This window comes from Actinacidiphila cocklensis, from assembly GCF_907177275.1.
GTDB lineage: Bacteria > Actinomycetota > Actinomycetes > Streptomycetales > Streptomycetaceae > Actinacidiphila > Actinacidiphila cocklensis.
This window is the reverse complement of sequence record NZ_CAJSLV010000011.1, coordinates 1-1664: the sequence shown is the minus strand read 5'-3', so window position 1 is coordinate 1664 and position 1664 is coordinate 1. Positions and strand designations below refer to the sequence as shown.

Genomic DNA, 1664 nt, shown 5'->3' with positions numbered 1-1664 from the left:
CCTCGCGCTTTCATGAAGCGGGTTGTCCGACGGGTGGTCAGGAATGCAGAAAGTGCCTCTGACCAGCAAGAATGAGGATTGTCGAGGTCCTTGTTCCTGCCATCGCCGGAGGCACTTCCCAGGTGAAGAAGCGTATCGGGTCCTATCCGCTTGTCCGTAGCGAGGGTGGCGGCCGGGCGGTGGTGTCCCAGGCCGGGGCCGTGCTCCTGGTCGAGACCGTTCGTAAGAGCGGGCTGGACCAGGTGATATCGGATGCGCTTGCACCGTGGCGACGCCGGCGGGCTGTGCACGATCCGGGCAAGATCCTGCTGGACGTGGCCCTCGCGGTCGCGTTGGGCGGGGACTGCCTCGCGGATATCGGGATGCTGCGGGCCGAGCCGGCCGTGTTCGGGCCGGTGGCCTCCGACCCGACTGTCTCCCGCCTCATCGACACCCTCGCCGCGGCAGGGCCGAACGCCCTGACCGCGATACGGAACGCGCGGGCCGAAGCGCGTGAGCATGTCTGGAACGTGGCCAAGGACGCCGCCCCGGACGCGGCAGGGCAGCTGATCGTGGACCTGGACGGGGTACTCGTGCAGGCCCACTCCGAGAAGCAGGACGCCACCGCGACCTGGAAGAAGACCTTCGGGCACCATCCCCTGATGGGGTTCGTCGACCACGGCAGCGGTGGGAGCGGTGAGCCGGTGGCCGGCCTGCTGCGGCCCGGCAACGCAGGCAGCAACACCGCCGCCGACCACATCACCACAGCCCAACTCGCCCTGGCCCAACTGCCGAAGAGATACCGGCGTGGACGCCAGACGCTGATTCGTACCGACTCCGCGGGCGGCACCCACGAGTTCGTCGCCTGGCTCGCGAAGCGGGGCAGGTGGCTGTCGTACTCGGTCGGCATGACCATCACCGACGCCGTCCACCACGCTGTGCTGCAGGTCCCACCTTCTGCCTGGACGGCGGCCGTCGAACCTGGCGGCGAGATCCGCGACGGCGCCTGGGTCGCCGAACTGGGCGGCGACGTCCTCAAGGGCTGGCCGAAGGGGATGCGGCTGATCGTCCGCAAGGAACGCCCCCACCCCGGCGCCCAGTTGCGCTTCACCGATGCCGACGGGCTTCGCCTCACCGCGTTCGCCACCAGCACCACCGGTCTCCCGATCGCCGCACTCGAACTACGGCACCGCCAGCGAGCCCGCGCCGAGGACCGCATCCGCGCTGCCCGCGCCACCGGCCTGCGCAACCTGCCCCTGCACGACACCGCACAGAACCAGATCTGGCTGGAGATCGTGCAGATCGCCCTCGACCTGCTGGCCTGGATGCCCATGCTCGCTCTGACCGGCGAAACCCGCAGGTGGGAGCCCCGCCGCCTCCGGCTCCGCCTCTTCTCCGCCGCCGCCCAGGTCATCACGACCGCCCGCCGCCGGCACCTGAGATTCGCCCGCCACTGGCCCTGGACCCACGTGATCACCGACGCCCTGGCACGACTCGAAGCACTTCCGAACCCAGGCTGACCACCACGTTCCCGTCCCTGCGAGCAGCACCACCCCGACCGGAACCGCGTGGAACCCGGCGCCCACCCGACGCGCAGCCGGGCCACCGGCCTGCCGACCATCAGACCCAGAACGCGAAACGGTCCACCAACTCCGTCGACAGACCGTCACGAAAGATCGAGGCTA

The 1664-nt window shown here is 69.7% G+C and carries 1 protein-coding gene; it reads left to right on the top strand.

Annotated features, from left to right (window positions below):
• Positions 1-122: 122 nt before the first annotated feature.
• Positions 123-1499, top strand: coding sequence for an IS1380 family transposase (locus NFU81_RS02910; protein ID WP_251484627.1), 1377 nt, complete (start codon positions 123-125; stop codon positions 1497-1499).
• Positions 1500-1664: the final 165 nt, after the last annotated feature.